The sequence below is a fragment of the Mesorhizobium sp. M7A.F.Ca.US.010.02.1.1 genome (assembly GCF_004023085.1).
Taxonomy (GTDB): domain Bacteria; phylum Pseudomonadota; class Alphaproteobacteria; order Rhizobiales; family Rhizobiaceae; genus Mesorhizobium.
Map to the genome: position 1 here is coordinate 1 of NZ_RZRV01000040.1, position 23406 is coordinate 23406.

Below are 23406 nucleotides of genomic sequence, written 5' to 3' on the forward strand. Positions count from 1 at the left end.
CCGAACAGGCCGCTCCCGCCGAGGAACAGCAGCCGCGCAGGAAGAAGCGCGACCAGCAGCAGCAGACCGAGCAGGCGCCGGCCGAACAGGCCGCTCCAGCCGAGGAACAGCAGCCGCGCAGGAAGAAGCGCGACCAGCAGCAGCAGACCGAGCAGGCGCCGGCCGAACAGGCCGCTCCAGCCGAGGAACAGCAGCCGCGCAGGAAGAAACGCGACCAGCAGCAAACCGAGCAGGCGCCGGCCGGCCAGGCGGAACCGGCCAACGACAATCAGCCCGGCGAGCAGGCCAAGCCGCGCAAGAAGAACAGGCAGGACCAGCAGGCCCAACCTGAAGTCGCCCCGGCACCGAAGGAGGCTCCCGCTGGAGAGGCGACGGCCCCTGCCGGCGAACAGCCCGCGGCCCAGGGCGAGCAGCCCCAGGACACGACGAAGAAGCGTGTCAGGAAACCTGTTGGCGAGCAGCCGGCCACAGCCGAGCAGCCAGCCACCGGCGAACAACCGGCCAATGGTCAGACGGCAGCACCGGTACAGGGCGAAAACCCGGTGCAAGGCGAAGCACCGGCCGATCCAAACGCCGCTCCCATCCTGGACAGCCAGAAGGACGCCGAGCGCAGAGGCGGCCGCAAGCAGGGCGACAAGATCGTCCCCCAGGATGGCGAGCAGCAGAATGGCGGGCAAAATGCCCAGCAAGGTGGCGATCAGGGCCGCAAGCCGGTGGCTGCTCCCATCGACCAAGGCCCGCCCCCCACCGACGACAGGGCCGCACAGCAGGAGATCAAGCCCGAGAAGATCGCGCCGGTGACCGAGGAAAAGGGCACACGCGTAGAGCGTGCACCCGATGAGAACGCCCGCGACCGCCGGCGTCCGAAAGGCGTCGACGTCGTCAGGGAACTCGGCGACCGCGTCATCCTGCAGTTCAACAACCAGACGTTCGTCGAGAGCAATGACGCCCCGCGCATGACCCGCGGCGCCAGGAACGTCTATTATGAGGATCTCTCGGGCAATCGCACCCGGGAAATCGTCGAGCGTGACAACGGTGTCCAGATCGTCACCATCCGCAACCGCTATGGCGACGTCATCCAGCGTTCGCGCATTGCGCCGGATGGACGCGAATATGTGCTGAGCTATGTCGATGAGCGGCACTATGAGGACGACAGCGACTGGCGCGATCCCGGCGATGATCTGCCGCCGATGCGGCTGACAATCCCGCGCGAGGAGTACATTCTGGACTCCGAGGATGTCGAAGATCCGGACGACTACTACACCTTCCTCGAACAGCCACCGGTGGAGAAGGTCCAGCGCCTCTACTCGATCGACGAGGTCAAACGTTCGGCCCGCGTGCGCGACATCGCACGGCGCGTCGATCTCGACACGCTCAACTTCGAATTCGGCTCGGCCTCGATCTCCGACACCGAGGTGCAGAAGCTCGAGGGCGTCGCCACCGCAATGGAGAAGTTGTTGAAGAAGAACCCGGCCGAGACCTTCCTGATCGAAGGTCACACCGACGCCGTCGGCTCGCCTGAAGCCAACCTCGCCCTGTCAGATCGCCGCGCGGAATCGGTGGCGGAGGCGCTGACCAACGCCTTCGGCATCCCGCCGGAGAACCTGACGACACAGGGCTATGGCGAGGAGTATCTGAAGGTCAATACGTCGGCGCCGAACCGCGAGAACCGGCGCGTTGGCATTCGCCGCATCACGTCGCTGGTGGCACCGGTCGCCAGCAACAATTAGGTCATAATTTCAAAACCATGACCTGGTTTGCGGAATCGGCACGAGAAGCATCCATCCCCGGCACTGCCGGGGGTGGATCAACGCGCCGGGTTCAACAAGAATTGTTCGGGGATTAGACACGGCTCATTGAATCGCGGGCGCAGCCACCCCAGATTCGGCGCTGGGCGTTCCCTGCCCCGTCCCGACTCCAGCGGGACGCATTAAGCCCCGCCGGACGTTGTTTGGCGGGGTTTTTTGTGTTGCAAACGGTGGCGACCTGGCCGAATACGGCCATTGTCCGAGAGATAACCAGCCGGAATCATCCTATGAAGCGTCTCGAACTCGCCATCGAATCGATCATCCTCACGTCGCGCTGGCTGCTCGTCGTTTTCTATATAGGCCTGGCCCTTGCATTGGCCGTCTATGCGCTGTCCTTCGGCAAGAAGCTTTATGAGTTCATTACCCTGGCGTTCACGCTCGGTGACACCGACACTATCCTCAAGATGCTCGGCCTGATCGATGCCGCGCTGGTTGCCTCGCTGGTGGTGATGGTCATCATCTCGGGCTACGAGAACTTCGTCAGCCGCTTCGACGACCAGGAGGGTGGCGTGCACTGGCTGGGCACCATCGATGTCGGTTCGCTGAAGGTCAAGGTTGCCTCGACCATCGTCGCCATCTCGTCCATCCACCTTTTGCAGGTGTTTTTGAACTCGTCGACCTACACGACCGACCAGTTGATGTGGCTGACCATCATCCACCTCGCCTTCGTCGTCTCGGCCCTCATGCTCGCCTATATCGACCGGCTGATGGGCCTGAGCAAAGGCAAGAAGGATGAGGCGTGACCTGCGCCGGCCGGAAGTTGAATCAGTCCGGCAGGAACGATGCCCTACCGCCTTGTTCGAGCAAGGCTTTGCCATGACTCTGCGGGTGGCGAAGGGCTTGGCTCAACGCCCGCGTCGCGTCAAAACAAAGAGTTCTAGTAAATATTCCTGATCTTGCTGTCCGTGCGGGCGAACACCTCGTCGGGGACAAAAAAATCGCCGGCCAGCGGCCCGGTCGCATCAGGCGCATACACCGAAAAATCGCTGATGCCTTCGGCGCGCAGCACCTCCTCGTCGATGTAGAAATTGCCTGTTGTCTCGCGCGCTGGCCGCATGAAGATGGCATGCGCCGCATCGGCCATGATGTCCGGCGAACGGCTCATCGCCGCAACCGTCGCGCCGCCCAGCAGATTGCGCACCGCCGCCGTGTCTATGGTCGAGATCGGCCACAGCGAATTGACCGAGATACCGTCCTTGGCGAACTCGGCGCTCATGCCCAGCGTGCACATCGACATGCCGAACTTGGCCATCGTGTAGGCGACGTGGTTCCTGAACCACTTGGCCTTCATGTCGAGCGGCGGCGCCAGATTCAGGATGTGAGCATTTTGCGCCAACTTCAGGTGAGGAATGCACATTTTCGAGACCAGGAAGGTACCGCGCGTGTTGATCTGATGCATCAGATCATAGCGCTTCATGTCGGTCTCGAGCGTGCCGGTGAGTTGGATGGCGCTGGCATTGTTGACGCAGATGTCGATACCGCCGAATTTCTCCACGGTCCTGGCGACCGCCTCGGCCACCTGTGCCTCCTCACGGATGTCGCACAGCACAGGCAGCGCATTGCCGCCGGCCTGTTCGATCTCTTCAGCCGCCGTATAGATCGTGCCCGGCAGCTTCGGATGCGGTTCGGCGGTCTTGGCCGCGATCGTCACATTGGCGCCGTCACGCGCGGCGCGCAGCGCGATCGCCAGCCCGATGCCGCGCGACCCGCCGGAGATGAACAGCGTCTTTCCCTTGAGCGACATTTTCCCTCCGCCTGCATTGTCTCGCTGCGCGATCCTTGCCTGTGACGGCCTCGGACATCAAGAGCTTGCTGCGGGAGGCCACGGTGACGTTGCGGAGGCTGTCGTTGGCCAGCACTACAAACCTACTGGATTTATCGACCGCCTAGGTATATATTCTATATGGATAGGTATGATATAGAATGGCGCTATCGATCAAGAATCTGGAAGTCGAGCAACTGGCGCGCGAACTTGCCCGCCGCCGGCGCGTCTCGGTGACGGAGGCCATCCGCCAAAGTCTCGAGCGCGAGGTTGCACGCGAGCGGCTGGTGCCGCGCGACGAAGCCAGCGACCTGTTTCAGCGGTTGTTGGCGATCTCCGACAGCGCCGGAAAAATCCCCAAACGCGAAAATGCGATGACCGACGACGAAATCCTTGGATACGACGAGTTCGGAATCCCGACGAAATGATCATCGATTCCTCGGCCCTGGTCGCCATTCTGCGCGCCGAGCCAGGTCACGAACGTTTCGTGCTGGCGATCACGCAGGCCAAGAGACGCCTGCTGGCCGCGCCAACTTTTCTTGAAACGACGATGGTTCTTGCCGGCGGCAAGCAAGATGAAATCCTGGATCGCCTCGACAGCTTCCTACACACCGCCTCGATCGAGACCGTCGCCTTCACCGCCGATCATGCAGCTGTCGCCCGCCAAGCCTTCCTGCGCTACGGCAAGGGTCGGCACCCGGCGGGGCTGAACTTCGGTGACTGCATCGCCTACGCCACGGCGCGGCTCGAGGCCATGCCGCTCCTGTTCAAGGGTGATGATTTCCACCTCACCGATATCGAGGCGGCGGTGTGATCGGGATCAGACCAGCACCAGCCCTTGGCGCATCGCAATGGCAATCGCATCGGTGCGGTTGGCGGCACCGAGCTTGATCAGGATTGCGGCGACATGAAACTTCGCGGTGTGCACCGAAATGTTGAGCCGCCGCGCGATCACCTTGTTTGGAGCGCCCTCGGCCAGCAGCCCCAACACTTCCGCCTCACGCGGCGACAGCGAAGGCCGGGCGGCATGCTCGTCGGAGGCTTCCTCCTCGAACGGCTCGCCATCGCCGGCACGGAAATCCTCATGGCGTCCGCTTCCGCGCTCGCCCGAGACGCGATAGCCGGCCGCGGCCAGCCGCGCCGCCGCGGCGATCAACAAATCGTCCGCGCCAGCGGACATCACGGCCAGCACCTCACCGGCGGGCCACTCGCCGCCAGCGCGTCCGGTCAGCAGCACCCGTGGAACGAGGGCCGGCACGCCATCACCAATGCTGTCGTCAATGATGGCGACATCGGCTCTTCCACCGCCAGCCACGACCGGCAGCAGGTCATCGCTCGCGGCCAGCGAGGCCGCCAGGCGCTCGGCGCGTGACGCATCGCCAAGCGCAATCAGCACCACCAGCCGCCGCGAGACGGCACCGTCATGCATGATCCGGTCGCTGGTGAGCGTGTCCATGGATCCTCTCAGCTCAGCGGCTTTTCGCCGATTGTCAGCGCGACATCGCGCTGTTCGCCGCCGCGCACGACACCGAGCGTCACCGAAGCGCCGGCACTGTCGGGTCCGAGCCTGCGGATCAGGTCCCGCGGGCCGTGCACTGCCTCACCGTTCCACGCCACGATGATATCGCCAAGAGAGAGACCGGCGGACTTCGCGGGACCATCGTCATCGAGACTCATCACCATCGCGCCGTGCGCGTCGCGGTCGCGTACCGGATGCAGGCCGGCGCCGAGATAGCCGCGCGCGACATGGCCCTTTTCGCGCAAGGTCGCGACCGCCCGCTCGATCGTCTCGTAAGGCATGACCAGCGCCCGGTGGCGCGGTCCGAACAACAGCATGCCGATCAGCGCACCCTTGGCGTCGAGAACCGGGCCGCCCTCGAAACGGCCGCCCGCGCCGACGGCAAGATTGATGCGCCGGTCGATGGTGCCGCCGCGCATCGAGCGCCAGGCCGGGCCGACTTCGCCCACCGAGCCTGAAACAGCCAAAGCGGAACCGTCACTGCTGCCGATGGCAATGGCGATGTTGCCCGGCCGCACCGCATCGGCCTTGGCCAACGGCGCGGCGCTGACGGCCTCCGCCGGCTTCAGCAGGGCAACACCGGTAGAAGGGTCGCGGCCAACCAGCTCGGCCTTCACCGTTTCCCCCGAAGCCAACACCAGTTCGATCTCCTCGCCGGCCTCGACAGCCTCTTCAGCGGTGACGAAATAGCCGTCGCGCCAGTGGAAGGCGCTTGCCGTGCGGTGATGATGCGTGGCGAAGCCAGCCGTTGCCGGCGCGGCCTTGGCGGCGAGATCGGCGACGGCTTGCGAAAACGCGCTCAGATTGAAATCGCTCATAATGGTCTCCTGGGTTCATCCATGCCCCAGATATCGCTCGACAGCGCGTCCGCGGGTACTCGCCTGACGGCTAGTTGCCGGTTTGACTGGCCATCTGGTCAGGTCGCTGCGGTTCCAGCCGCTCCGCACATATAGTCACGATCAAGCCTGAACACACGGAGCCCTCCCATGGCCCTCGCCGTCGCCAAATTCCAAACCGATGATACGCTGCTCGACGCCTATTCGACGACGGTTGCCGACGCCGTCGACCGCATCGGTCCGGCCGTCTGCCGCATTGAGCGCGTTGGCGGTCAGGGCGGCCATGGCTCCGGCTTCGTCATCGCGCCGGACGGGCTGGTCGTCACCAATTTCCACGTCGTCGGCGACGCCAGGACGGTGCGCGTGTCGATGCCGGACGGTGCCTCCCGCGAAGGCCGCGTGCTTGGCCGCGATCCCGACACCGACATCGCGCTGGTGCGCGCCGACGGCAGCTTTGCCGACATCGCACCGCTGGGCGATTCCAAGCGGCTGCGGCGCGGCCAGATCGCCATTGCAATCGGCAACCCGCTCGGTTTCGAATGGACCGTCACCTCCGGCGTCGTCTCCGCGCTCGGCCGCTCGATGCGCGCCTCCACCGGCCGGCTGATCGACGACGTTATCCAGACCGACGCAGCGCTCAATCCCGGCAATTCCGGCGGACCGCTGGTGTCGTCGGCCGGCGAGGTCATCGGCGTCAACACCGCCATGATCCATGGCGCGCAAGGCATCGCCTTCGCGGTTGCCTCCAACACCGCCAATTTCGTCATTTCGGAGATCATCCGCTTCGGCCGCGTGCGCCGCGCCTTCATCGGCGTCTCGGCCGACACCGTCAATCTGCCGCGACGCGCTGCCCTGTTGTCGCAAGTCTCGACCAGCACGGCGGTTCGCCTGCGCAGCGTCGAGAAGGACGGCCCGGCGGCCAAGGCCGGCTTGAAGGAGGGCGACATCATCGCCGCAATAGACGGCCGCCCGGTCACCGGCGTCGACGACCTGGTGCGCGTGCTCGACGCCGAGCGCATCGGCCGCGAGACACAATGCACCGTGGTGCGCCGCACCGGCGTCAGCCAGGTGACGGTGACGCCGGTGGCAAGGGCGGGCTGAGGACGGTCACCGTTCCGCAGCCCCCTCGGCGTACTGCGCCAGAAACGCCTCGCTCGGCGGAATCGGCTTGATGACGTCGATCAGCACGCCATTGGGGTCTTTGGTGATGAAATGGCGCTGGCCGAAGGGCTCGTCGCGCAAGGATTGGAGGATCGGCAGGCCGGCGGCAAGGATCCGCTCATAGACCGCGTCCGGGTCGCGAACCTCGAAATTGATCAGCAGGCCCGATGTGCGGCCCCGCCCCTCCTTCGGGATGGTCTCGTGGTCGCCCTGGACGATGCCGAGATTGACGCGTTTGTTGTCCACCGATTGCAGATGCACATACCAGTCGCTTTCAAACAGCGGCTGGAAGCCGAAATGCTCGACATAGAACGCCGTCGTGCCGGCGACGTCGCCGGTCATCAGCACCGGGTAATAGCTCGTCGTCTTCATCTTTCCTTCTCCCGTCAATTAACATACAGTCTGCATGTAAATTGAATTAACATACAGGCTGCATGTATGCAACGCGATTCCGCGCGCCGTTCCAACCGTGACCGTACCGAAGCGACGCGCGCCGACCTGATTGCCGCGGCGCGAAAGCTGTTTACTGAAAAATCCTATGCCGAGACCGGCACGCCGGAGATCGTCGCCGCCGCCGGCGTGACGCGCGGCGCGCTCTATCATCACTTCGCCGACAAGCAGGCGCTGTTTGCCGCCGTGGTCGACCAGGAGGCGGCAGCGGTCGCCGAGGAGATCGAGCGCGCCTCGGCGCCATCACTCATTGCCCGCGACGCACTGATTGCCGGTTCCGACGCCTATCTCACCGCCATGCGCGCGCCAGGCCGCACGCGCCTGCTGCTGCTCGACGGCCCGGCCGTGCTTGGCCGCGCCGCCATGGACGCGATCGACAACCGCCATGGCAACCGCTCGCTGCGCGAAGGGCTGGTCGCGGCGATGCGGGCGCAAACGATGACGAGATTGCCGGCCGACGCGCTGACCGCACTGCTCGGTTCCGCCTTCGACCGTGCCGCCCTGGCCACCGAGGCCGGTGCGTCAGCTCAGGACTACCGCGCGGTGCTCATGGCGCTGATCGATGGCCTGTCTCTTCCTCAGGCACCTCGCCCGGTTCGAACTCGTTGAAGCAGCCGAGCTGGCGCGTGAACTGGTCGATCAGCCAGGCGGCCGCTGGCTTCGGGCTGCGATCGTTGCGGTGCATGGCAAACAGCGGCGAACTCACCTCCCTGAAGGATTCGAGGTCGATTTCGACCAGCCGGCCACTCGCCAGGTCGTCTGCTATCAGCCAGCGCGGCAGCCCGCCCCAGCCCAGCCCCTCGCGCATCAGCATATGCTTGGTGCGCACATCCGTCAGCCGCCAGGTACGGTAGGCGAAGACGCCGAAGTCGCGCCCCTTGGTACGCTCCGACTGGTCGGTGACGACAAGCTGCGTGTGTTCGCGCGCATCCTCGATCGCCACCGGCTTCGGCAGCAGGGCCAGCGGATGGCTGGGCGCAGCGGCCAGCACGATCGACATGAAGCCGATGCGCGCGAGATGCACATCGACATCGCCCAGCAGGCCGCCAATGCCAAGGTCGGCCTGCCCGCTGACGACATGATCGGGGATCAGGCCGAGCGTGCCGATATGCAGGCGCAGCATCACGGTCGGAAACTGCACCTCGAATGCCTTCAGCACCCGCACCAGCACCGGCGACGGCAGCGCCGCATCGACCGACAGCGCGACTTCGGCCTCGAGCCCCTGATGGTGGCCGTCGACGCGCGAGCGGATGCGCTGCAGCACGCCGATCATGCGCCGCGCATCCTCCAGCATCGCCCGGCCGATCTCCGTCAATTGCGGCTCGCGCGTGCCCTCACGCTCGAACAGTTTCAGCCCCAGCTGCACCTCGAGATTGGCGATGCCGTAGCTGATCACGGACTGTGCCCGGTTGAGCTTGCGGCCGGCGGCCGAGAAGCTGCCGGCTTCGGCGACTGTCACAAATATCTGAAGTTGATCGAGCGTCGGGTTGGGCTGCATCGCTATATCTAACTTATAGATGGATCGTATAGAAAATATACCAGTTTATTGAATGGATCGAAAGCCCCATATCTTGTGGGACAAATCATTCGAACCGCTGGAGAGCCCAAAATGTCCATTCTTCTTGTCACCTCAAGCCCGCGGGGCGCCGCCTCGCATTCGACCCGCATCGCTACCGAATTCGCTGAAAAGCTCGTCGCCGCCGATCCGTCGAACACGCTCGTCGTGCGCGACCTCGTCGCCAACCCGCTGCCGCATATCGATGCCGACTACGCCAGCGGCATCTACGTGCCGGCGGAAGCCCGCACTGCGCGCCAGGCTGAAGTCGTCGGCGTCTCCGATGTCGTGCTCGACGAGCTGTTTGCCGCCGACACGGTGATCCTGGCCACAGGCTTCATCAACTTCAATATCTCCTCGACACTGAAGTCCTGGGTCGATCACATCTCCCGTTCCGGCAAGAGCTTTGCCTATGGCGAGAACGGCCCCAAGGGTCTCGTCACCGGCAAGAAGGTCTATATCGTGCTGGCTTCGGGCGGCATCTACTCCGAAGGTGCGGCCGTGCAGTTCGATCACGCCATCCCCTACCTGCGCGGCGTGCTCGGCTTCCTCGGCATGACCGATGTCGATGTCATCCGCATCGAAGGCGTCGGCATGGGTCCTGACGCGGTGACCGCAGCTCTCGCCAAGGCGACCGCCAAGGTCGATGCCGTGGTGGCCGCCAGCCAGGGTGTCGCGGCTGCCGCGTAAAGAGCCAAAATTTGTCCGCTTCGAAAGGCAGGCGTGCGCGCCTGCCTTTTTCGTTCTAGCCGATGAGGTGCCTCAGCAGACCAGCGGCGCTGACTCCGATCAGCACGGTCGGCAGCATGGAAAGCCGCGTGGCGGCTACCAGAGTAACAGCCAGCGCCAGAATATCCGCCGGGGACTTCGACACGAAGGCCGGTGCGATGACAGAGATCAGCACGCAACCAGGCGCGGCTCCCATGACCGCCGTGGCACGCGCGCCGAGCATGCGGTTGCGCAGCACGACATAGCCGCCGATGCGCGTCAGATAAGTGACGCCGGCCATCAGCACGATGGTGAGAAAGGTCATTGCGTCGATCATGCATCACCCGCCATCAGCCAAGCCGCGACCAGCCCCGACATGGCGCCCGCGGCGACATACCAGGCGCCGGGAACGAAGAGATAGACCAGTGCTGCAACGATCAGGCTGACCAGCCAGGGCCGCGCCGCCGCCATACCCGTCCACATGCCGCGCATCAGCACCAGGAAGACGGCCGGGAACGCCATGTCGAAACCATAGGCCCCGACGTCGCCGAGCATCGGACCGAGCAAAGCGCCCAACGTGGTGAAGACCACCCAGGTGAGATACATCGCCAGCGCCGCGCCCATATAGTAGCGCGGGCTGAAGGCCGGCGTGATGCCGGCAGCGGTGCGCTGCTTGGCATCGGCCAGGCCCAGCGCCCAGCTTTCATCGCACATAAAGAAAAGCGCCGGAAACACCTTGCGTCGTGGCAGGTGGCGCAAGAACGGCGCCAGTGCCGCACCCATCAGCAGGTGACGGCTGTTGACCAGGAAGGTGATGGCGACGATGAGCACGACGTGCGGCGGCGACGTCCACAACTGGATCGCCGCGAATTCCGAGCCGCCGGCGAAGTTCAGCCCTGTCATGGCAGACAGTTCGACCGTGCTTAAGCCTTTCTGCGTGGCCTGGGCGCCAAGCACCAGCGCATAGGGGATGGTGCCGAACAGCACCGGCGCGCAGGACGCCACGCCACGGCGGAACTCGGATCCCGAACCATTGCCCGCCGCCTCGACTGCCTGTGAAATGCTCATGCGTCTCCCCTGGCGCGCCTCGCGGCCGCCGCTCCCGGGTTGCTTCTGGACTCTTGTGATGTCGGCCGCAAACATAGCGGCACCGGCTCACAATTTGGTTGCGAAGATTGTTGTGTTTCATCAGAATTTGGCATTTGGCGCTACAAAGCCATAAATAGATGGAATCCAGAGCCATGAAACTTGATGAGATCGACAAGCGGATCCTGCGGGCGCTGCAGCGCGACGGCCGCATGGCCAACAACGATCTGGCCAATGAGGTCGGGCTGTCGCCATCGCCTTGCCTGCGTCGCGTGAAGCTGCTGGAGGAGACCGGTGTCATCGACCGCTACGTCGCCGTGCTCAACCCCGCCAGCATCGGCAAGGGCCTGACCTTCTTCACCCGCATCTGGTTGAAAACGCAGGACGAGGACACGATCGAGCATTTCGCCACCGAAGTCGCCAAGCTGCCGCAGGTGATGGAGTGCTACCTGATGCTCGGCGATTGCGACGCCATGGTGCGTGTGGTGGCGGCCGGCATCGACGATTACCGCCGCTTCCAGTCGGAGCATCTGAGCCGCATCAAGGGCGTGCAGAACGTCAAGACCGACGTCCCCAGCCAGACGATCAAATACACGTCGGAACTGCCGATCTGAGCTACTGAAAACGGCGTCACGTCAAACTGGATAAAAAATGCAACCGGATTGTAGGATCGAACCCGGTGCCGGCGTCCTTCGGGTGCAAGCAGCGCGCAGCGCTGCCCTTAGGCATGGGAGATTTGAATGAGCCTTTCCTATCGTTGGGTCATCGTCGCCGCTGGCGCGCTGATGTCCTGCGTCGCCATCGGGACGATGTTTTCGCTGGCGATCTTTCTCGAGCCGATGGCGATCGACACCAACTGGTCGCGCGCCGGCATTTCGAGCGCCATGACGCTCAACTTCCTGGTGATGGGCCTTGGTGGCTTCGCCTGGGGCGCGATATCGGACCGTTTTGGCGCCCGCATCGTCGTGATGATCGGCGCGGTGCTGCTCGGGCTGGCGCTGGTGCTGGCCAGCCACGCCGGTTCGCTGCTGAGCTTCCAGGTCACCTATGGCGTGCTGGTCGGTCTCGCGGCAAGCGCCTTTTTCGCGCCGATGATCGCGCTGACCACAGGCTGGTTCGACACCAACCGCAGCCTTGCCGTCTCACTGGTCTCGGCCGGCATGGGCGTGGCGCCGATGACGATCTCGCCCTTCGCCCGCTGGCTGATCTCCGCCTATGATTGGCGCACCGCGATGTTCGACATCGGCATTACCGCCTGGCTGCTGCTGTTGCCGGCGGTGCTGCTGGTGCGCCAGCCGCCGAAGCCCGTCTTAGTCGACCCCGGCTCCGCGCCGGTTGCCGAAGGTGCCGGCCTGACGGTCGGCCAGGCGCTGCGCTCGCCGCAATTCATCGTGCTGGGGCTGACCTTCTTTGCCTGCTGCGCGGCGCATTCCGGGCCGATCTTCCACATGGTCAGCTATGCCATGCTGTGCGGCGTCGCCCCCATGGCAGCGGTCTCGATCTACAGTGTCGAAGGCCTGGCAGGCCTCGGCGGCCGGCTCTTCTACGGCGTGCTGGCCGACAGGCTGGGCGTCAAGCCGGTGCTGATCGCGGGCCTGGCGATCCAGGCGATCGTCATTGCCGCCTATCTCTCGATCAGCCGGCTTGAGCAGTTCTACATGCTGGCCGTCATCTTCGGTGCCACCTATGGCGGCGTCATGCCGCTCTATGCGGTGCTGGCGCGCGAATATTTCGGCCAGCGCATCCTCGGCACCGTGTTCGGGGCCGCCACCATGCTGTCCAGCCTCGGCATGGCGCTGGGACCGCTTGCCGGCGGCATGGTGTTCGACGCCTACGCCAACTATTCCTGGCTGTTCATAGGCTCTGCTCTTATCGGGCTCGGGGCGGTCGGCATCGCCATCGCGTTCCCGCCACTGCCGCGCAGGGAGTTGCAGGCAGCTTAGCCCGGGTCGATTTCCCAAACCTTGCTGGCCAGGCGCGCAATCAGCCTGGCCCGTTCGGTTCGCCACGGATCCTGTCCCCTGTTTCATCCGTTCCCCCCTTGCGCGGGGCAGTCCACGGACAACATTTGCACCGTGGGATCTCGACTGAGCTCGCGCATCCAGTCCACGCCAGAGAGGACACCCTGATGGCGGAACATCCGAGTGGAAGCGAAAGCAACAGAATTGCCGCAAGCGCTGTTGCCGACGACGATCCGCGTCTTGCATTCATTTATCAGGAGGCGGTGAGAGGTCTCACGCAACAGCAGACCCTTGTGGAGAACATGAGCACCCGCGCCGGCAGCCTTGTCTTTGCCACCGCATTCGCAAACTCATTGCTCGGCGGTGCGGCCCTTTCCAATGGGCTTGGGCTCTGGGACTGGACCGCGGTGGCCCTGCTGTTCGGCATCGGCGGGTTGATCGTCTTCATGCTTTGGCCCTACCACCAATATACATTCCGCTTCGATCCGGAAGAGCTGCTTGATCAATATGTCGACGGCGACAGGCCGACGACGATGTCGGCCATGCGCCGCGCGCTTGCCCTTCGCATCAAGGCGGACATGGCCGGCAACTGGCGAATTATCCAGCGGCTGCGGGTGGCGCTGCAGATTGCGCTGCTGTTTCTGCTGCTCGACATCCTGGCCTGGCTTTTGGCGATCGCAGGCATTTGAGCCGAAGGCGCGTGGCTCCGCCACGGCCAGGCTTGAATGGCAGGCAACGGTCGATGGATCGAAAAGCTCTCTTGAGCATTTAAGCTTTGGCTAATAGTAGCCCCAGGAGAGAACCAATGAAAAAGACGCTGCTCATTTTGAGCCTGCTCATTCCGCTCTCGGCGTGCTCCCGTACCGAACAAGGCGCCGCCGTCGGCGGCTTGGGTGGCGCGGCCGTAGGCGCCGCGGTGGCCGGAGACCCTGTGGAAGGGGCGGTTGTTGGCGGTGCGGGTGGTGCGATAGCAGGGGCCGTCATCGGCCACGCCAGCGAAGCCGGCCAGTGCAGATATCGCGATCGGTACGGCCGGGTTTACGTCGCGCGGTGCCCGAACGGCTACTGATCTCAACGCGTGATCTCCTTCGATCACGCGTTTGCTGGGGGTTAATCGAATGGCCTATCGGATCAAAAAGCTGCTGGGTTTCTTGTGTGCCGTTATCGGCGTTGCCGCGGTGAATGCCGGGGCTTCGGCCGCGCCGGTTGAAGCAAAGACGATTGCCGATCACTTCTCATCGGTGAAATCCATGTCAGGGGATTTCGTGCAATCAGGCCCGAAAGCGGAAAGAAAACACGGCAGGTTTTTTCTCCAACGCCCAGGCAAGATCCGGTTCAACTATGCAGGCCAATCTGGGGTCAGCGTGATCGCGGATGGCAAATCCCTGGTGGTTTATAACAGGAGACTGAAGACATCGCGGCTTTATGCTCTCTCGAAGACGCCGCTTAAGCTGCTGCTCGACAACAAGGTCGACTTCTCCGGCAGTCGCGTCAAAAGCATCAGAGAAGACGGCGCTCAAGTAACCGTCAAGCTGGCCGACAGATCGGCTTTCGGCAATTCGAACATCTCCATGGTGTTCGACAGAAAATCGCTCGATCTGCGCAGATGGAGCCTCACCGACGAGAAGGGACTTACCACGACGGTGACCATCTCAAATGTGAGGCAAGGCGTTCGCGCTCCCGAGGGCACCTTCGTTATCGATTATGCGGCAAACCGTGAATTCAACACCACAACGAAATAGCCGGAACCGCAGCCATAGTCACAGCGCCGGAACCAATAGGATCAGCGGCGGTTTAGTCCATGAAGGGACCGGAACCGCAAAGGACGCGGCACAATGATTGAAATTCACAGCATCGAAGCGGCCAACGCCAGACTGCGCATAAGGAGAGCCGAGCGCTCTCTGAAGCGCGCGAATGACTTGCTGGACGAGGAAGGCGGCGTCGCTCTTAACTTGGCATTGTGCGGCCGGATAAGGGCCGCGAGAAGGCATCTGATCGAGGCCAGGACCCGCCTGATGACGATTGATCCCGCCAGGACGAGTTGATCCGCCGGCGGTCGTACGTCAACCCGGACCGAGAGGTCCATCGTGGCGCAAAGGCCCGCATGGTTAGGCAGTGACCTGCTGGCGGTGATCTACCCAAAAATCCCGTCGCCCTGCTCGTCGACCAGTTGGATGCCCTTCTTGATCGAGATGTCGACGGCGTCGTCGAGCCCGGCGAAGCGGTCGGCGCGGATGAATTTGTGTTCCTTCACCACGCCGTCGATCTCCTTGGAGACGACGCCGCACGTCTGGTACTGGCCATCCGCCTTGTAGGGCGTGGCGCTGATCAGGAAGCCCTTGTGCTCGACCTGCTTGGCCGGCGCTGCGCTCGTTGGCCCAGCCGTTTCGGCTCCGCTGGCGCCACCGCCGAAAAGACGCTTCAGAAAAGACATCGGGCTTCCTCCAACAGCATTCATCCCGCACCATGTAGAGTGACGCGGGATGAATTTCACTATCGGTCCTTGGCCCAGCGGGCAAGGGCTGCGTCCGGTCGGCTGGACGAGCTTACTTGTGCGACAGCGCTTCCAGGGCCTCGGCGGCGGCTTCGAGGATGGCGATCGCCTCGGCCTGCTTGTCGGCCGGGGCGTCGACGAAGTCACCCAGAGCCGCGCGCAGCCGGTGGCGGACTGCGCGGAATTCGTCGCGCGCTTCCGAACGATCCCCGCGGCCACCCCGGCCGCCACGACGCCCGCCCTCTTCGCTCTCGTCGTTCCAGCCGAACCAGTCGCGCGCCTTGGCCATTTTACGGCCGAAGCGCTCGAGATGGTCGAGCACGCCATCGATCATCTCGCGGTTGTCGGCGAGATGCGCCTGGCCAGCTTCGGTGATCGAAAACACCTTCTTGTTGCCGTCGGCGGCGGAGGCGGCATAGCCGGCCTCTTCCAGGAAGGTCAGCGTCGGGTAGACCACGCCGGGGCTCGGGCTGTAGATGCCGCTGGTGCGTTCCTCCAACGCCTTGATGATGTCGTAGCCGTGGCGCGGGGCCTCGGCCAGCAGCGACAGCGTGATCAGCTTGAGGTCGCCGTCGGCCAACATGCGCCCGGCGCGGAACATGTCGCCCGGGCCGCCCCGCCCGCCACCGCGACCGCCGTGCCCGAACGGGCCAAAACCGCCGCCCCCTCTGCTACCAAATTTGCCGCCGAATTTGCCGGCCATGTGCATGAACATGCGCTCGCCGAAATGATTGTTCCCAAAATGTTTGTGCATTGATTGCTCTTTGAGTTGTATCTTACGATATATCTTAATTATGCGAGCCAATCGAGAGAGTCAAGATATATCTTACGATGTATCTGAATGCGGCGCCAGAGGCTTGCTTTCACCGGAACGTACCGCTAGAAGTCCCGCGAGCGCCTCGGCTGCTCCGTAAGCGTCTGACGTCAAGCAACGCATCCAACCCCGGTCTTTCCGGGCAATTTTGCCGGTCACCGGCGAATGGATGCCAAAAGCGACGGACCGGATACTTCAGGGAACTCTCAAAATGACTGCAAGACATCAGCGCAGGAAGCTGCCTGCGCGCTATGCCGCTGTTCTTAGCCCGCTGGTGCTGTCGCTGTTGATGACCTTCATCGTCTCGTTCATCTCGACGTTGAAAAGCCTTGGCTTCCACCCCGAGCTGCCGTCCATCTGGCTGACCGCCTGGGGGCTGTCCTGGCTGGTGGCGTTTCCGACGCTGCTGCTGGTGCTGCCGGTGGTACGCCGCATCGTCGGCGCGCTCTGCGAGCCGGCCAGCCGATAACTCGCACGAAAAAAGGTCCGGAGATGTCCTCCGGACCTTTGCGCTTCTGGTCATTAATCACGAAGCGCTACCAGCGACCCTTGCGCCGGTTCCAGGCATAGAGAAGGTCGGCGAAACGATCATAGGCAAAGCGTGTCAGCGGCAAGACAACCGGATTGCCGAACACCATCGCCAGCCAGCCCTCGCCCGGCGTGACCTTCCACACGGCGATGGCAACGTCGGCGCCGACCAGCAGCCTGCCCGCCACGTCGGTGGCGTGCAGCCGGCGGCGGATATCCTCAAGCGACGCGCCATGCCCGGCAAGCGCTGCCGGTTCAAAATTGATGTCTCGGAACTCGATCCGCCCGGCCTTGACCGCTTCGATCAGCCGCCGCTTCTGCCTGCTTATGCCGGCATCGCAGACCGGGCAGCGCGTGTTGTACCAGACGGTCAGCATTTATCCGTGGCCATGCCTGTGGTGCAGGTCGGGATAATGCGGATGCCGGTGTCGCATTGGGGCATGCCGGTGCCAATGAGAATGCGGCTCGCTTACCGGCCCGTCATGATGGTGCTGGTGGTGCTCGTCATGCACATGGCTGTGCTCGTGCTCCAGTTCCTCATGGTCGTGCTCATGCTCATGGCGCTCCGACAGATGCAGCCACAGGCCAACACCCATCAGAAGTCCGGCGGCCGCAAGCTTGAGCGTCACGGCGTCACCCAGGATGGCGATTGCCAGCAACGCGCCGATAAAGGGAGCGAGCGAGTAATAGGCCCCTGTCCGCGCGGTGCCCAGATGACGCAGCGCCACGATGAACATCACCAGGCTGACCCCGATGCCGAAGAAACCGACTGCCGCGGTCGCTGCAATGACCGACCCCGGGGGAAACAAGGCACCGCCGGCAAGCGCCAACCCGACATTGACGACACCCGCCACCAGCCCCTTGAGCATGGCGATCACCACCGGGTCGGTGGCGGAGATCCTGCGCGTGAAATTGTTGTCGATACCCCAGGCCAGACAAGCCCCCGCCACCAGCAGGGCGCCACGGTTGAAGGCGACGCCCTCACCTTGCCACGACAGAAGAACGGCGCCCGCCAGAATGGCGAACGCGCCGAAAAGCAGGCGCCGGTCGACATTCTCGCGATAGACGAGCCAGGCGATCGCCATCGTCGCCAGCCCTTCCAGGTTGAGCAGCAGCGCCGAACTGGACGCCGTGTTGAGGGTCAAGCCGAACATCAGCAGCACCGGCGCGATGATGCCGCCCATGCCGATCGCCAGCGCCAGCCAGGGAATATCCCCAGCGGTCAGTTGCGCCTCCCCGGCCGCGGCCTGCCTGCCCCGAAGCAGGCGATACAAAGCCAGCCCGACACCGGCACCGAGATAGAGCAGCCCGGCCAGCATGAAGGGATTGACGCCATTGAGCAGCAGCTTGCTGAGCGGCGGGGTCGCCCCGAACAGGGCGGCCGAGCCAAGTGCGAGTGGCACGCCGGGCCACAGATGCGAATGGGAATGCGGTTCGGACATGATCTCACCCTATGATGGCAGGTGTGTCACTTGCGGCGCATGGCCGCCTTCGGCCCGACGCACTTGTTGTCGCGAAACAGCGCCCACTCCTCGCAAAGGCGCCCATTGGGCAAGCCGCAGAATCCATATTCATTACCGGCCTTGTCCTTCCTGATCACCAGGCGCCCGCCGATATCGCCACAATGGACGGATGCCGGATTGGCCATGCCGACCGGTTTTTGCGCACTGGCGCCGACGGAAAACGGCAGCGACGACAAAGCGGCAAAGCTGGCGACCAATATCGAAACCTTCTTCATCGCGATCTCCCCGGCCGCATTCTATCACGGCGAAGCGCCCCGTCTTGCGGCAAAGCGCCACCAGGCCGGCACCAACCAGCGACTTCGAGAAACCCTGCCGATTCCTTCACCCGAGCGAGGTGATAATCTCGCGGTAGGCTAATTCGGGAAAGGCCTTCAGCGTCCGCGTCCTGACATTGCCCGCTGCCGCCAGCATCAGCGAGAAGCGCGCCAGCACCGCGTCGTCGGGGGCTTCGACCACAGCCACCATATCGTATTCGCCCATGGTCAGGTAGAACGCCTTGAACGATCCGCCCATGTCTCCCAGTTGCTTCCTGGCGGCGTCGAGCCGCTTCGGTGACTCGCGTACGTTCCTGGCACCCTGCTCCGTCCAGTTCATCAGCACGATGTAGCTTGTCATGGCACACCTCCCTCCGGGGCCACGGAGCACGGCGGCTTCGCCGGGGCGGGCATCCGGGTTGTCGCCCAGAAAATGCATCCGACACGGAAATTATCCTCCTGAAGGGCCTGCAGCGCAAGAGTGCGTCCCGCAACAAAAAAGGGCGCCATCGGCGCCCTTGAACTCTTTGCATCGGTAAGTCTCAGCTATCCAGGAAGCTGCGCAGCTTGCGCGACCTGCTCGGGTGCTTGAGCTTGCGCAGCGCCTTGGCTTCGATCTGACGAATGCGCTCGCGGGTAACAGAGAACTGCTGGCCGACTTCTTCCAGCGTGTGGTCGGTGTTCATGCCGATACCGAAGCGCATTCTGAGCACACGCTCCTCGCGCGGCGTCAGCGAGGCCAGCACGCGCGTGGTGGTCTCGCGCAGATTGGCCTGGATCGCCGCGTCGATCGGCAGGATCGCCATCTTGTCCTCGATGAAATCGCCCAGATGCGAATCCTCCTCGTCGCCGACCGGCGTTTCGAGCGAGATCGGCTCCTTGGCGATCTTCAAGACCTTGCGCACCTTTTCGAGCGGCATGGCAAGCTTTTCGGCCAGTTCCTCCGGCGTCGGCTCGCGGCCGATCTCGTGCAGCATCTGGCGCGAGGTGCGCACGATCTTGTTGATCGTCTCGATCATGTGCACCGGAATGCGGATGGTACGCGCCTGATCGGCGATCGAACGCGTGATCGCCTGTCGGATCCACCATGTCGCGTAGGTCGAGAACTTGTAGCCGCGGCGATATTCGAACTTATCGACCGCCTTCATCAGGCCGATATTGCCTTCCTGGATCAGGTCGAGGAACTGCAGGCCGCGATTGGTGTACTTCTTGGCGATGGAGATGACGAGGCGCAGATTGGCTTCGACCATTTCCTTCTTGGCGATCGCCGCTTCGCGCTCGCCCTTCTGCACCTGGTTGACGATCTTGCGGAATTCCAGGATCGAGATCGCCGTTTCGGTGGCGAGGTTCTGGATCTCGGCGCGCAGGTCCTTGATCGCATCCTTCTCGTTCTTGGTGAATTCCTTCCAGCCGCGCGATGTCAGATTGCCGATCGAGCGCGTCCAGTTCGGGTCGAGCTCGGAACCCTGATATTCCTTCAGGAACTCTTCGCGGCGCACGCCGTAGCTTTCGGCCAGCCTGAGCAGCTTGCCTTCGTTCTGCACCAGGCGCTTGTTGATGTCGTAGAGCTGCTCGACCAGCGCCTCGATGCGCGCCGTGTTGAGCGACAGCGACTTCACCGCCTTGATCAGCTGGTCCTTGAGCTCCTTCAGCCGGCGGTCCTGGCTGGGCGACAGCGTGCCGGCGGCGGCCAGACGGTTCTCGACCTGCTGGTCCTGCAGCTTGCGCAGCTTTTTGTAGGTGTCGGCGATAACGTCGAGCGTCTCCATCACCTGCGGGCGGAGTTCCGCTTCCATCGCGGCCAGCGACAGGCTGGCTTCGTCCTCGTCTTCGTCGTCGTCATCCGTCAGCCCACGCGTATCGGCGCCGACATTGGTGATGTCGTCTTCGTCGTCGCGCGAACGGCGCGGCTTGTCCTCGACCTTGGCTTCCTCGACGCGCTCGACCACCGGCGCCTGCTTGGCCTCGGGGCCAGCATAGGTGGCTTCGAGATCGATGATCTCGCGCAGCAGGATCTTGGATTCGTTGAGTTCATCGCGCCAGATGATGATGGCCTGGAAAGTCAGCGGGCTTTCGCACAGGCCGGCGATCATCGTCTCGCGGCCGGCCTCGATGCGCTTGGCGATGGCAATTTCGCCCTCGCGCGACAAGAGCTCCACCGAGCCCATCTCGCGCAGATACATGCGCACCGGATCGTCGGTGCGATCGGTCGGTTCTTTCTTGGTGGTGGTGGCGGCGACCGCGGTGCCGGTCTGCTCGGCCAGCTCGTTGGCGTCTTCCTCGGCATCGGCCGCGGTGTCGGTGGCCTCGGGCTCCTCGCCCTGCTCGTCGTCCTCGACCACGTTGATGCCCATGTCGGACAGCATCGCCATCGTGTCCTCGATCTGCTCGGAGGTCACTTCCTCCGAGGGCAGCACCGAATTCAGCTCGTCCATGGTGACATAGCCGCGCTTCTTGGCGGCCTTGATCATCTTCTTGACAGCATCATCGGAAAGGTCGAGCAGAGGGCCATCGGTGGCGCCTTCGCGTTCGGTTTCGACCTCTTCCTTTTCCTTTGTCGCCATAGTCTTTATCTTCTCCTAGCGGCCGAACTTCAAAGCCGCGTAAGCTGTCGGACCAGTCAAATCGGATGCGCTCGCTTATGAAACGCGCTTCACCGGGCCAGTAACTGCATCAACTCGTTTCGTTTGGTGTATGTCGTTGCCCAAATCGGGTTTCCCCTTTTGGGCGACATGCATTAAGTCCAGATTAACCCTGATATCTGTGGCAGGCGGGCTGCCTGTCCAGTGACCAGTACCTCACATCGCTTATTTCCCGTCGACGCGGGTTCGGGTTAACGTTTCGAATCGTCCTGATTCCGCCAATCTGCCAGAAGGTCAAGCGCCTCTCGCATGATTCGCATGAAAAAAGCGAATCAATTACCCGACTTAGCCCGTTACGCGCCATTTGGACGCGCAACGACGCTTTCTCAATTCACTCGCTTCCAACTAAGCTCGCCCCGCCCTGCCCGAGGAGACGCCAAACCCTTCGATTAGCGCTTCCGTGGCCTGCACATCCTGGAATTGCGCCTGAATTTCGATCAGATGCCGATAGTTTTCGTCTGTGGGATCGGTGGCGAGCGCCGCTTCCGCCTGTTTCAGCTCCTTATGTAAGGTGCGCGCGCTGCGCTGCAAGTGCAGCGCCTGGCTGAAAGCATCGCGGGCATCTTCAAGGGCGGCGGTCTCCAGCGCCGGCCATTGCCGCATCCGCCGGATCAGCCCGACGGCCCGCTCCCAGATCTCGGCGCAGCCGGCGCGTTCGATCGTCGCAATCACCGCCTGCCGGTCATTGGCCATGTCGTGCGCCATCGCGTCGAGAATCGCTCCATGCAGCCGCCTCAGATCGGAGTTGGCGAGATCGAGGAACTCGATATGAGCGAAATTCTCGTCGATCAGCGCCGGATGGTTGACCAATGCGACGATGATCGTCGCCTCGCGCACCGACATCCCTTCGCCGCCGCGTTTGACCAAAGCCGACTGGCCGAGGCTTTCGGTGATCGCCATGCGGCCGCTGCCGGCCTTGGCGAACTGCCCGCCGGGCGCGGCCGTCTTGCCTTGGCCCTGTTTCCAGTCTTGCCGACTTTGCCTGGTGCCGCGCTGCGAGCCGAAGAAGCTCAGCACACGCTCGCGCATCTCCTGCTGGTAGTGGTAGCGCAGGCTTTCGTCGCGGATGCGGCTGGTCAGTTCGCGCAGCGTCTTCTCGAGCTCGGCCCGCCGCTCCGGCGTATCGAAGACGCCGCCCGCCGTCTCACGCATCCATAAAAGGTCGACCAGCGGCCGCGCCTCGGCCAGAACGCGACGAAACGCATCCGGTCCTTCGGCCTTGACCAGATCATCGGGATCCTTGCCTTCCGGCAGCAGCGCGAAGCGCGCCGAGCGCCCGGCCTGCACAGACGGCAGCGCCATATCGGCGGCCCGCCACGCTGCCTTCAGCCCGGCCTTGTCGCCGTCGAAGCACAGCATCGGCTCCGGCGCCATGCGCCAGAGCAGTTCGAGCTGGTTCTCGGTAAGCGCGGTGCCGAGCGGCGCCACGACGTTCTCGAAGCCGGCCTGCGCCAGTGCGATGACGTCCATGTAGCCTTCGACGGCGATGACCGTGCCGCCCTTGGCCAAGGCCGTGCGGGCGCGGGCGAAATTATAGAGCACATTGCCCTTGTGGAAGAGTTCGGTGTCAGGCGAGTTCATGTATTTGGCCAGCGCGTCCGGCTGCAGCGCACGGCCGCCGAACGCGATGATCTTGCCCCGGGAATCCGGAATCGGGAACATGATGCGGTCGCGGAACCAGTCATAGGAAACCGGGATGTCGTCGCCGTGGCGCACCAGTCCACAAGCCTCGATGTCGGCCTTGGGCACGCCCTTGGCGGCGAGATGCTCCTTCAGCGCATTGCGGCTGTCGGGCGCAAAACCGAGCCGGAACGATTGCTGCGTCGCCGGCGTCAGCCCGCGGTCTCTGAGATAGGCGCGGGCTTTGGCGCCTTCCGGCCCCTGCAGCCGTTCCTGGAAGAAGGCGGTCGCCATCTCCATGACGTCGGTCAGGCTGGCGCGTTCCTTTTCGCGCCGCTCCTCCTGCGCATCGCGAACCGGCATCGGCACGCCGGCCATATCGGCGATCTTTTCGACCGCTTCGGGAAAGCTCATCCCGTCGAGTTCGGTGAGGAACTTGAAATGATCGCCCGAGACCGAGCAACCGAAACAATGGTAGCGGCCCTTTTTGTCCTCGCAGTGGAAGGAGGGGCTCTTCTCGCCGTGGAACGGACAACAGGCCCAATAGTCGCCGCGCGGCGCGTTGGTTTTCTTCCTGTCCCACGCAACGCGCTGGCCGATAACCGATGAAATCGGCACGCGGTCGCGTATCTCGTCGAGGAAGGCGGGTGGAAAGCGCATCGGGGAACTCGTTTCCCGATTATAT

29 protein-coding genes are annotated in these 23406 nt (G+C 63.4%); 14 read left to right on the plus strand and 15 right to left on the minus strand.

All coding sequences use genetic code 11. The features are described from left to right. On the plus strand, positions 1-1730 hold a 1730-nt coding region (locus EOA19_RS28220), incomplete at its 5' end, for an OmpA family protein (RefSeq protein WP_245486363.1). Positions 1731-2035: 305 nt separating this feature from the next. Then, positions 2036-2551 carry a TIGR00645 family protein gene (locus EOA19_RS28225; protein WP_128305472.1) on the plus strand — a complete coding sequence of 172 codons (516 nt, stop codon included), beginning with the start codon at positions 2036-2038 and terminating at the stop codon, positions 2549-2551. 134 nt (positions 2552-2685) lie between these two features. Here the strand turns inward: EOA19_RS28225 and EOA19_RS28230 are convergent, their stop codons facing one another. Further along, positions 2686-3552, minus strand: a complete 867-nt coding sequence (locus EOA19_RS28230; RefSeq protein ID WP_128305473.1) for an NAD(P)-dependent oxidoreductase — start codon at positions 3550-3552, stop codon at positions 2686-2688. A gap of 179 nt (positions 3553-3731) precedes the next feature. On the opposite strand from EOA19_RS28230, the gene EOA19_RS28235 reads away from it, so the two are divergent. Both EOA19_RS28235 and EOA19_RS28240 read left to right on the plus strand, forming a co-directional pair. Then, entirely contained in the window at positions 3732-3998 is a 267-nt protein-coding gene (locus EOA19_RS28235; protein WP_128305474.1) for a type II toxin-antitoxin system VapB family antitoxin, read from the plus strand. Further along, entirely contained in the window at positions 3995-4384 is a 390-nt protein-coding gene (locus EOA19_RS28240; protein ID WP_128305475.1) for a type II toxin-antitoxin system VapC family toxin, read from the plus strand. The genes EOA19_RS28235 and EOA19_RS28240 overlap by 4 nt, the downstream gene beginning before the upstream one ends. Positions 4385-4390: 6 nt before the next feature. Here EOA19_RS28240 and EOA19_RS28245 read toward each other — a convergent pair whose 3' ends face one another. Both EOA19_RS28245 and EOA19_RS28250 read right to left on the minus strand, forming a co-directional pair. After that, positions 4391-5026 carry a helix-turn-helix transcriptional regulator gene (locus EOA19_RS28245; protein ID WP_128305476.1) on the minus strand — a complete coding sequence of 212 codons (636 nt, stop codon included), beginning with the start codon at positions 5024-5026 and terminating at the stop codon, positions 4391-4393. Positions 5027-5034: 8 nt separating this feature from the next. After that, the gene (locus tag EOA19_RS28250) at positions 5035-5907 is read right to left on the minus strand and encodes a S1C family serine protease (protein WP_127297400.1); all 873 of its coding nucleotides are present in this window, start codon (positions 5905-5907) and stop codon (positions 5035-5037) included. A 168-nt stretch (positions 5908-6075) separates the two neighbouring features. On the opposite strand from EOA19_RS28250, the gene EOA19_RS28255 reads away from it, so the two are divergent. Beyond that, the gene (locus tag EOA19_RS28255; RefSeq protein ID WP_023809650.1) at positions 6076-7026 is read left to right on the plus strand and encodes a trypsin-like peptidase domain-containing protein; all 951 of its coding nucleotides are present in this window, start codon (positions 6076-6078) and stop codon (positions 7024-7026) included. Between the two features lie 6 nt (positions 7027-7032). Here EOA19_RS28255 and EOA19_RS28260 read toward each other — a convergent pair whose 3' ends face one another. Then, a complete protein-coding gene (locus EOA19_RS28260; RefSeq protein WP_023809651.1) occupies positions 7033-7458 on the minus strand; it encodes a VOC family protein in 426 nt (141 codons plus the stop codon). Positions 7459-7524: 66 nt separating this feature from the next. On the opposite strand from EOA19_RS28260, the gene EOA19_RS28265 reads away from it, so the two are divergent. Continuing rightward, complete coding sequence (locus tag EOA19_RS28265; RefSeq protein WP_128305477.1) at positions 7525-8145, plus strand: TetR/AcrR family transcriptional regulator; 621 nt, start codon at positions 7525-7527, stop codon at positions 8143-8145. Here EOA19_RS28265 and EOA19_RS28270 read toward each other — a convergent pair. Next, positions 8084-9034 carry a LysR family transcriptional regulator gene (locus tag EOA19_RS28270; protein WP_128305478.1) on the minus strand — a complete coding sequence of 317 codons (951 nt, stop codon included), beginning with the start codon at positions 9032-9034 and terminating at the stop codon, positions 8084-8086. The two genes, EOA19_RS28265 and EOA19_RS28270, sit on opposite strands and share 62 nt — an antisense overlap. Positions 9035-9145: 111 nt before the next feature. Between EOA19_RS28270 and EOA19_RS28275 the strand changes: the two genes are divergently transcribed. Then, entirely contained in the window at positions 9146-9781 is a 636-nt protein-coding gene (locus tag EOA19_RS28275) for an FMN-dependent NADH-azoreductase (RefSeq protein WP_023809654.1), read from the plus strand. A 55-nt stretch (positions 9782-9836) separates the two neighbouring features. Here the strand turns inward: EOA19_RS28275 and EOA19_RS28280 are convergent, their stop codons facing one another. Next, on the minus strand, positions 9837-10136 hold the full coding sequence (locus tag EOA19_RS28280) for an AzlD family protein (protein ID WP_128305479.1): 300 nt from the start codon (positions 10134-10136) through the stop codon (positions 9837-9839). After that, on the minus strand, positions 10133-10867 hold the full coding sequence (locus EOA19_RS28285; RefSeq protein ID WP_128305480.1) for an AzlC family ABC transporter permease: 735 nt from the start codon (positions 10865-10867) through the stop codon (positions 10133-10135). Before EOA19_RS28285 ends, EOA19_RS28280 begins: the two co-directional genes overlap by 4 nt. Positions 10868-11040: 173 nt before the next feature. On the opposite strand from EOA19_RS28285, the gene EOA19_RS28290 reads away from it, so the two are divergent. The 6 genes from EOA19_RS28290 (at position 11041) to EOA19_RS28315 (ending at position 14891) form a co-directional block, all read left to right on the plus strand. Beyond that, entirely contained in the window at positions 11041-11499 is a 459-nt protein-coding gene (locus tag EOA19_RS28290) for an Lrp/AsnC family transcriptional regulator (protein WP_128305481.1), read from the plus strand. Between the two features lie 126 nt (positions 11500-11625). Then, positions 11626-12828 carry an MFS transporter gene (locus tag EOA19_RS28295; protein ID WP_128305482.1) on the plus strand — a complete coding sequence of 401 codons (1203 nt, stop codon included), beginning with the start codon at positions 11626-11628 and terminating at the stop codon, positions 12826-12828. A gap of 185 nt (positions 12829-13013) precedes the next feature. Continuing rightward, on the plus strand, positions 13014-13535 hold the full coding sequence (locus EOA19_RS28300; protein ID WP_164893065.1) for a hypothetical protein: 522 nt from the start codon (positions 13014-13016) through the stop codon (positions 13533-13535). Positions 13536-13651: 116 nt separating this feature from the next. Continuing rightward, the gene (locus EOA19_RS28305; RefSeq protein ID WP_128305483.1) at positions 13652-13915 is read left to right on the plus strand and encodes a glycine zipper domain-containing protein; all 264 of its coding nucleotides are present in this window, start codon (positions 13652-13654) and stop codon (positions 13913-13915) included. Positions 13916-13964: 49 nt separating this feature from the next. Continuing rightward, positions 13965-14588 carry an outer membrane lipoprotein carrier protein LolA gene (locus EOA19_RS28310; protein WP_128305484.1) on the plus strand — a complete coding sequence of 208 codons (624 nt, stop codon included), beginning with the start codon at positions 13965-13967 and terminating at the stop codon, positions 14586-14588. Between the two features lie 93 nt (positions 14589-14681). After that, the gene (locus EOA19_RS28315) at positions 14682-14891 is read left to right on the plus strand and encodes a hypothetical protein (protein WP_127297412.1); all 210 of its coding nucleotides are present in this window, start codon (positions 14682-14684) and stop codon (positions 14889-14891) included. Positions 14892-14980: 89 nt separating this feature from the next. Here EOA19_RS28315 and EOA19_RS28320 read toward each other — a convergent pair whose 3' ends face one another. Together EOA19_RS28320 and EOA19_RS28325 are read right to left on the minus strand one after the other, a co-directional pair. After that, positions 14981-15280 carry an HlyU family transcriptional regulator gene (locus tag EOA19_RS28320; RefSeq protein ID WP_128305485.1) on the minus strand — a complete coding sequence of 100 codons (300 nt, stop codon included), beginning with the start codon at positions 15278-15280 and terminating at the stop codon, positions 14981-14983. A gap of 112 nt (positions 15281-15392) precedes the next feature. After that, complete coding sequence (locus EOA19_RS28325) at positions 15393-16094, minus strand: PadR family transcriptional regulator (RefSeq protein ID WP_128305486.1); 702 nt, start codon at positions 16092-16094, stop codon at positions 15393-15395. A gap of 271 nt (positions 16095-16365) precedes the next feature. Here EOA19_RS28325 and EOA19_RS28330 point away from each other — a divergent pair, with 271 nt between their 5' ends. Beyond that, positions 16366-16623 (plus strand): DUF2798 domain-containing protein, encoded by a 258-nt coding sequence (locus EOA19_RS28330; RefSeq protein ID WP_023809663.1) that lies wholly within the window; start codon positions 16366-16368, stop codon positions 16621-16623. Between the two features lie 67 nt (positions 16624-16690). Here EOA19_RS28330 and EOA19_RS28335 read toward each other — a convergent pair whose 3' ends face one another. The 6 genes from EOA19_RS28335 to dnaG all read right to left on the minus strand — a co-directional run bounded on the left by EOA19_RS28335 (position 16691) and on the right by dnaG (position 23381). Beyond that, on the minus strand, positions 16691-17059 hold the full coding sequence (locus EOA19_RS28335) for a DCC1-like thiol-disulfide oxidoreductase family protein (protein ID WP_023809664.1): 369 nt from the start codon (positions 17057-17059) through the stop codon (positions 16691-16693). Next, the gene (locus EOA19_RS28340; RefSeq protein WP_128305487.1) at positions 17060-18124 is read right to left on the minus strand and encodes a DMT family transporter; all 1065 of its coding nucleotides are present in this window, start codon (positions 18122-18124) and stop codon (positions 17060-17062) included. It abuts the gene before it with no gap. 26 nt (positions 18125-18150) lie between these two features. After that, entirely contained in the window at positions 18151-18420 is a 270-nt protein-coding gene (locus EOA19_RS28345; RefSeq protein ID WP_128305488.1) for a DUF333 domain-containing protein, read from the minus strand. A gap of 106 nt (positions 18421-18526) precedes the next feature. Next, positions 18527-18820 carry a GYD domain-containing protein gene (locus tag EOA19_RS28350; protein WP_023809667.1) on the minus strand — a complete coding sequence of 98 codons (294 nt, stop codon included), beginning with the start codon at positions 18818-18820 and terminating at the stop codon, positions 18527-18529. Positions 18821-19001: 181 nt separating this feature from the next. Further along, positions 19002-21023 (minus strand): RNA polymerase sigma factor RpoD, encoded by a 2022-nt coding sequence (gene rpoD, locus EOA19_RS28355; RefSeq protein ID WP_023809668.1) that lies wholly within the window; start codon positions 21021-21023, stop codon positions 19002-19004. Between the two features lie 423 nt (positions 21024-21446). Continuing rightward, positions 21447-23381, minus strand: a complete 1935-nt coding sequence (dnaG, locus tag EOA19_RS28360) for a DNA primase (RefSeq protein ID WP_128305489.1) — start codon at positions 23379-23381, stop codon at positions 21447-21449. Positions 23382-23406 lie beyond the last annotated feature (25 nt).